The organism is Saccharothrix sp. CCNWYY140, from assembly GCF_037401995.1.
Lineage (GTDB): Bacteria > Actinomycetota > Actinomycetes > Mycobacteriales > Pseudonocardiaceae > Actinosynnema.
Genome location: NZ_JBBEGC010000101.1, coordinates 20,951 through 27,397, shown reverse-complemented (window position 1 = coordinate 27,397; position 6,447 = coordinate 20,951). Strand labels below are relative to the sequence as shown.

9 protein-coding genes are annotated in these 6,447 nt (G+C 73.4%); 4 read left to right on the top strand and 5 right to left on the bottom strand.

The window, feature by feature from the left end; genetic code table 11:
- Positions 1-205: 205 nt before the first annotated feature.
- Positions 206-1,168, bottom strand: a complete 963-nt coding sequence (locus WBN91_RS30635; protein WP_337726787.1) for a cation diffusion facilitator family transporter — start codon at positions 1,166-1,168, stop codon at positions 206-208.
- Positions 1,165-1,866 (bottom strand): substrate-binding periplasmic protein, encoded by a 702-nt coding sequence (locus WBN91_RS30630; RefSeq protein ID WP_337726788.1) that lies wholly within the window; start codon positions 1,864-1,866, stop codon positions 1,165-1,167. The genes WBN91_RS30635 and WBN91_RS30630 overlap by 4 nt, the downstream gene beginning before the upstream one ends.
- Before the next feature lie 91 nt (positions 1,867-1,957).
- Between WBN91_RS30630 and WBN91_RS30625 the strand changes: the two genes are divergently transcribed.
- Positions 1,958-2,167: a CDGSH iron-sulfur domain-containing protein gene (locus WBN91_RS30625; protein ID WP_121217964.1), complete on the top strand. Its 210-nt coding sequence runs from the start codon at positions 1,958-1,960 to the stop codon at positions 2,165-2,167.
- Here WBN91_RS30625 and WBN91_RS30620 read toward each other — a convergent pair.
- Both WBN91_RS30620 and WBN91_RS30615 read right to left on the bottom strand, forming a co-directional pair.
- Positions 2,150-2,617 (bottom strand): MSMEG_6728 family protein, encoded by a 468-nt coding sequence (locus WBN91_RS30620; protein ID WP_337726789.1) that lies wholly within the window; start codon positions 2,615-2,617, stop codon positions 2,150-2,152. The two genes, WBN91_RS30625 and WBN91_RS30620, sit on opposite strands and share 18 nt — an antisense overlap.
- A 28-nt stretch (positions 2,618-2,645) precedes the next feature.
- On the bottom strand, positions 2,646-3,179 hold the full coding sequence (locus WBN91_RS30615) for a TetR/AcrR family transcriptional regulator (protein ID WP_337726790.1): 534 nt from the start codon (positions 3,177-3,179) through the stop codon (positions 2,646-2,648).
- Positions 3,180-3,278: 99 nt separating this feature from the next.
- Here WBN91_RS30615 and WBN91_RS30610 point away from each other — a divergent pair, with 99 nt between their 5' ends.
- Together WBN91_RS30610 and WBN91_RS30605 are read left to right on the top strand one after the other, a co-directional pair.
- Complete coding sequence (locus WBN91_RS30610) at positions 3,279-4,442, top strand: lipase family protein (RefSeq protein ID WP_337726791.1); 1,164 nt, start codon at positions 3,279-3,281, stop codon at positions 4,440-4,442.
- A 122-nt stretch (positions 4,443-4,564) separates the two neighbouring features.
- Positions 4,565-4,822, top strand: a complete 258-nt coding sequence (locus WBN91_RS30605) for a hypothetical protein (RefSeq protein WP_337726792.1) — start codon at positions 4,565-4,567, stop codon at positions 4,820-4,822.
- Between the two features lie 27 nt (positions 4,823-4,849).
- Here the strand turns inward: WBN91_RS30605 and WBN91_RS30600 are convergent, their stop codons facing one another.
- A complete protein-coding gene (locus WBN91_RS30600) occupies positions 4,850-5,776 on the bottom strand; it encodes a DUF3048 domain-containing protein (protein ID WP_337726793.1) in 927 nt (308 codons plus the stop codon).
- A 173-nt stretch (positions 5,777-5,949) separates the two neighbouring features.
- On the opposite strand from WBN91_RS30600, the gene WBN91_RS30595 reads away from it, so the two are divergent.
- Positions 5,950-6,429 (top strand): DinB family protein, encoded by a 480-nt coding sequence (locus WBN91_RS30595; protein WP_337726794.1) that lies wholly within the window; start codon positions 5,950-5,952, stop codon positions 6,427-6,429.
- Positions 6,430-6,447: the final 18 nt, after the last annotated feature.

Below are 6,447 nucleotides of genomic sequence, written 5' to 3'. Positions count from 1 at the left end.
GCGAAGCGTCACTCTTAAAGATCTTGAAGAGCGTGAAAAGAGCCTCGCCGGCGGGCAGGCCGCCAAGGATGACGGAAGAAGCCCAAGTTGGGAGGTCTGCTGCGCGAGCTACTTCGAAAAGCGCGCTGCCCTGTGGGCGCGAAGGGTTGCGCCGGGGTCGAAGAGCGTGCCCTGCGCCTCTGCCGTCCCGACTTGCGCATATTGTCTAGCGGTCGTTCGGGGCCGGGTCGATGCGGCCGACCGGGGCCACCACGATGTCGTGCACGCGCCAGTCGAACTCGCGGGTCCAGCGCTGGAGGCGTGCGCAGCGGTCCACCAGGTCGTGTTCGTCGGTCGGCACCACCAGCAGCTCGCCCACGAACACGTGCCCCTCCTCGCGCAGGCGCAGCCACGCGTCGGCGACCCAGTCGTGGTCCAGGACGGCGGCCAGCAGCCGGTCCGGCAGGGGGTGCGGTCCGCTCTCGTCGACCAGGCGGGGCCGGTTGTCCATGAGGTTGGCCACCGCGCCGCGGGTGGTGCGCAGGCCGTCGCGGACGATGTCGGCCCCGATGACCACCGCCGCGACCGGGTCGGCCCACCACCAGCCGATCCCGATCCCCAGGACGCCCAGCACCGCCGCGCCGGCGGTCAGCCAGTCCGCGCGGTTCATCTCGGCGTCGGCGTAGAGGACCTTGTCGTGCAGCTCCCGCGCGATGCGCAGCTTGGCGCGGCCCAGCAGGATCGCCGGGACCATCGTGGCCAGCAGCGCGGCGATCATCAGCCAGCCCAGCCAGATCCGGACCCCGAACACCTCGACCAGGCCGATCGGCACGCGTTCCCCGGCCACCAGCCGCGCCAGCGAGTCGTAGCAGACGTACACGCCCAGCCCGAACAGCGCGACCGAGCCCGCCAGGAACGCCACGCTCACCGACCGGTGGTAGCCGTAGGGGAACCGGTGGTCGGGGGAGCGGTTGCGGTAGCGGGCGGCGACCAGGAACGCCACCGGCGGCACCAGGCCCAGCATGTCCTCGATCCACGCGGCCTTCATGGCCTGCGACTGGCCCAGCGTCACGGCCAGCAGCGCGACCGCGGCGACGAAGAACGCGATCGTCCACCACTCCAGCCGCACGGCCTTGCGGTGCAGCTCCGCCTTGTCCGGCGGCAGTTCGAAGCGGTCGTAGACGCTCACGGCCCGGTCCTCCCGACGTCGGCCAGCAGGTGGTCGACCTCGCCGTCGGGCAGCTCCAGCAGGAACCGCTCGACCTCGACCAGCCAGCCGTTCTCGCCCAGCGGCAGCGCCCACACGTGGCGGCGCTCCAGCAGCACGTGCTCGGCCGCGCGCAGCCCCAGCGCGTCCATCCGCCAGTGCTCGACGGCCACCGGCAGGTCACGGGCCTCGGCGGGGTCGCCGACCGGCACCACCTCGGCGCCCTCGTCGGCCAGCGCGGCGGCCTCGGCGGTGCCCGTGCGGGCGGCCACCCGACGGCCGTCGAGGTCGGGCGGCAACTCCACGCCGTCGCCCGCGGCCACCACCACGCGGGTCGTCGCGTACCGGCGGGTCAGCGCCGCGTGCTCGGTCCACGGCAGGTCGTCGGTCAGCCCGCCGACGACCAGGTCGAGCTGACTCCCCTCCAGGGCGGCCATCAGCGCGGACTCCGCGCCGGGGTGCCACTCGACGCGGGCGTCGAGCCGGTCGGCCAGCCGCTCCACCAGGTCGGCTTCCGCCCCGGACACCGCGCCGGGTCCGTCCACGGTCGTCCACGGCGGGTGCTCGGCCACCCCGACCCGCAGCACACCGCCGCGCACGCGGTCCAGGGTCCCGTCCGTGTCATGGGGGATACCGCATCCGGTCAACAGCACCGCCGCGACGACCAGGATTCGCCACATAGAGCCACCTCCGACCGGTGCATACCCCGATCGGGCGTGATCGACTCCGAGCCGATGCATGACCCACCCCGTCCGGGGGCACCTCTGTCGCATGGCGACGTCGAGCGACGACCGTCGGGTCACCGTGGTGCCCGGCGGTCCGGTGCTGGTGGAGGGTCCGGTCGAGGTCGTGGGGGAGGACGGCGTGGTGGCGCGGTCCGACCGGTTCCTGGTCGCGTTGTGCGCGTGCCGGCGCAGCAAGCGGTACCCGTGGTGCGACACCAGCCACCGCGAGCGGCGGCGTTCAGGCGGCGCGGTCTGAGGCCGGCCACACGTAGGGCAGGTCCGGCGGCACGTCCGGGAACAGCGGGCCGTAGTGCGCTGGGTCCTTGCGGACCAGGGCCGAACGGTGGCTGTGGTGCAGGTCCTCGTCGCCGAGCCACGGCGGCAGGTCGCCGGCCTCGGCCAACTCGGCCTGGGTGCGGACCTCCTCGTGGCCCCGGACGTCCTTCAGGCCGGTGCGCAGGGTAGCCGCGCACGTGTCGGCGTGGCCGATGGCGCACCACGCGGCGCAGATCTCCAGCCCGTAACGGACCAGCGCCTCCTCGTACCCGGTCCACATCTTGACCGCCGGGTGGTGGCGCCAGCCGTAGCCGGGGACGACCAGGCCGCGCAGCACCTGGATCGCCTCGACGCGCTGCTTGCCCAGCCGCTTCCGGTCCAGCACGCGGGCGGTCGCGGCGAAGTCCGGGTGGGGCAGGAAGGTCTGCACGCCGGTCGGCTACCCGCGCGGGGCGGCTTCATGCGCGGGACAGGCCGTCGAGGAAGACCTGCACCAGGCGTTGCACCGAGGTCCGGGGCGCGTCGGCGGACAGCGCCGCCTCGACCATGTGGAACAGCAGCGCGAGGTCGCCGGGCTCGACGTCGGCGCGCAGGCTGCCTTCCCGCTGGGCCCGCGCGAACGCCGGGCGCAGGGCCGCGACCAGGGCGTGAGTGTAGTGGCGGCGGTGCTTCTCCGGGAGGCTCTGGAACACCCGGACGAGTGAACGTCGTTGGGCTTGGTGGGACAGCACGGTGTGCAGCAACTCGCGCAAGGGCCGGTGTGCGCGCACGGCGTCCTTCAAGGTCGCCAGGTAGCGAGTAGCCACGGCGAGTGCGAGGGCGGTGCGATCGGGGAAGTGCCGGTAGACCGTGGCCCGGCCCAGGCCCGTGCGGCGCGCGATCTCGTCCAGCGCCACGTCCACCTCCTCGGTGAACGCCTGGTCGGCCACCCGCAGGATCGCCTCGCGGTTGCGCCGGGCGTCGGCGCGGGTGGGCGCGGGCCGGTCGCGCATGGCGCCGGAGCCTACTCGCCAGTAGTGAGACCGGCAATCACTGGGAACTCCCGGTTGCGCTCCCTACCGTCCGGGCAACGGTCTCGACGAGGAGCTCCCATGCGCAGGTTCGTGCGGCCACTGCTGGTGGCGTTATTGGTGTTGGCGGGGGTGGCGCCGGTCGCGACGGCCGCGCCCGTGCCGGGTCCGCCCGGCGACGCGTTCTACACGCCACCCGATCCGCTGCCCGACGGCGTCCCCGGCGACGTGATCTGGTGGCGGGCGCTGCCCGCGCAGTCCGGCGTCCAGGGTTACCTGGTGCTCTACCGGTCGGAGTCCGCGACCGGAGCGCCGATCGCGGTGACCGGACGGGTGCTGGTGCCCACCAAGCCGTGGCCCACCGGGGTGCGGCCGATCGTGTCCGTGGCCAGCGGCACCCGCGGGGTCGGCGACCGGTGCGCGCCGTCGAAGTTCCAGCCGGACTACGAGAAACCGCTGTTCATCGACGCGATGCTGGGCCGCGGGTGGGCGGTGGCGATCACCGACTACGAAGGCCTGGGCACCCCCGGCGGCCACACCTACGTCGTCGGTCGCTCTGAGGGCCGCACGGTCATCGACGCCGTGCGCGCCGCGACCCGACTGCCCGCCACGGGCCTGGTCGCCGGTGGACCGGTGGCGTTCGCCGGCTACTCGCAGGGCGGCGGCGGGGCGGCGTGGGCCGGGGAGCTGGCGCCGGCGTACGCGCCCGAACTCGACGTGGTCGGCATCGCCGCCGGCGGCACGCCCGCCGACCTCACCGCGGTGTCGCGCAGCCTCGAAGGCGGCATCGGGTTCGGGTTCCTGCTGCTGGCGGCGTTCGGCCTGGACTCGGCGTACCCGGAACTGGACCTGCCCGCGTACCTCAACGACAAGGGCCGCGCGGTGTACGAAACCCAGCAGGACGCGTGCGTGGACGCCGTCTTCGGGCACGCGTTCGGCCGCATCGCCGACTACACCACCAGCAACCCGCTGACCCACGCGGACTGGCAGGCCAGGCTGGCGGAGAACCGGCTCGGGTCGCACCCGCCGACCGCGCCGATCTACCTCTACCACGGCCTGGTCGACGAGATCATCCCGCTGGCCCAGGCGCAGACCCTGCGCCGCGAGTACTGCGCGGCGGGCGTGGCCGTCACGTGGGGTGTGTTCCTGGGCGAACACGTGACGACCCTGGTGACCGCCGCCGGTGACGTGGTGTCCTACTTGGCCGATCGATTCGCGAGGAAAGCACCGCGCACCAACTGTTGACCGCCGTTGTGCGGTCGGCCGTCCGCGGAGTCGGGTCCTTCCGGGACTTTCGACCCTCTTCGGCGGCACGGGGGCTCGGCAGGATGGTGCCCCTGTGCCGCCGAGGTCGGAGGACCGCCAGGATGCAGAAGCCCGGCAACGACGCCGTGTCCGTCACCCGCTACCTGGACGCCGTCGTGGAGGTGTTGCGCTCGGCCGGGGTGGCGGTGGTGGAGGTGGACGTGGACCTCGCCGCCGCCGCGCCGGTGCGCGCGCAGTTGGTCACCAGCGCGGGGCGGGTGTTGCGGTGGCGGCAGGACCTGGGGTGGAGCACGGGTGCGCGGGTGATCGAGCCGGTGTCGCACCCCGGGGCGGTGGCGCGGCTGGCGGTGGACGGCTGAGGCCGGCACGCCGCGGATTGCGGTCCGTCAGGACGTCACCAGGAAGACCCACGTCGGGCCGGGCGCGAGGGGCAGGTCCGCGCCGCCCGTGGTGAAGCGGGTCTGGTCGGCCGGGGTCGGGCGGGACCACGTGACGTCCTCGAACACGTGGCCGTCGCGCAGGAGCGCCGCCTGCCCAGAGCCGACCGTCACCACGACGGGTGACGGGCTGCCGCTCGCGTCCTCGATGGCGACGCCGGCGCGCGTTTTCACGCGCTGGATCACCACGTTCGGGGCGGTGATGTCACCCTTTTCGGTGGTTCGCAGTGGTGAGCCGTCGGCGGAGATCGCCCAGCCGTCCCGCCACGCCAGCTCGAACCGGGCACCCGGGTAGGTCACTTGCCACGTGGTCGCCGGTCGTCCTCCCGGCGGGGCGGGGCCGGTCGGGATCACCTGATCGGGGCCGGCGGCGGGTTTCGGCAGGGCGTTGGGGCGCACGTAGAGGTTGTGCGGCGCGGCGCGGTTGTCGTCCCGGTAGTAGGCGGCGGGTGTGTCGTCGGCGGAGGCCCGGACCAGGCCGGAGCGTTCCAGCACGGGCTTGAGGGCCGGCGCGGACCCGGAGTAGGCGAGGACCGGGGAGCCGTAGCGGGCGAGCAGTTCGACGTCGGTCTCCCGGACGCTGCGCACGGGTCCCACCACCTCGGGCGGGGCGGAGTAGACGGCGGCGAGCCTGGTCAGGCCGCCTTCGACGGGTTCGACGAACACCACGTCGGCGGAGGCGAGACCGGTCTGCGGGCGGGCGGCCGGGGCGTTGTCGACCTTGACGACGAACACGCCGGGGTGCACGGGCCGGCTCGTCGTGGTCGGGGCCGCGGGCGGACCTGGGGCCTCGGCGTCCGGCCGGAACACCACGACGGCGGCGATCCCGGCCGCGACGACCGCGACCACCGCGGCGGCCACCGTCCATTTGCGCACTTGCCTCCGGCCCCCACTTTCCATTGTCCCACGGGGTACCGACAATTCGCGGTCCGATCGGTTCCACGATCCGCCGCCGGTTTTCCCGCCGCTACGGCCGAAAGTCCCGGCGGCCGAAATTGTCGTACCCCCTCGGTAGCGTCTCCACCACGATCGACAAAGGGGGGATTGTGATGGGGGAGAAGGAGGCGCTGGCGGCGTTCCTGGCGGCGCAGCGGTCGAGCGTGGTGGCGATCCTGGAGGGGTTGGACGAGGCCGCGTTGCGCACGGCCGTGCTGCCGTCGGGGTGGACACCGCTGGGCATGGTCGAGCACTTGGGGCACGCCGAGCGGCACTGGTTCCAGGAGGTCGTCACCGGGCACGCCGAGCCGCTGCCCGGGTCCGGTGCGGACGACCCGCCGCTGACCACGTCGTCGCCGGTGGAGGCGGTGTTCGCGTTCTACCGCGAGCAGTGCGCCATCTCGGACGCGGTGCTGGCCGCGACACCGCTGTCGGCGGTCCCGGTGGGCCGCCACCCCGGGCCGTTCGCCGACGAGATCAAGGAATTCCGCGACGTCGTCCTGCACATGATCGAGGAGACAGCCCGCCACGCCGGCCACCTCGACGTGGCCCGCGAACTCCTCGACGGCACAACAGGCCTGGGGCCCCGCTGACCGCTCGCTGACCCGACG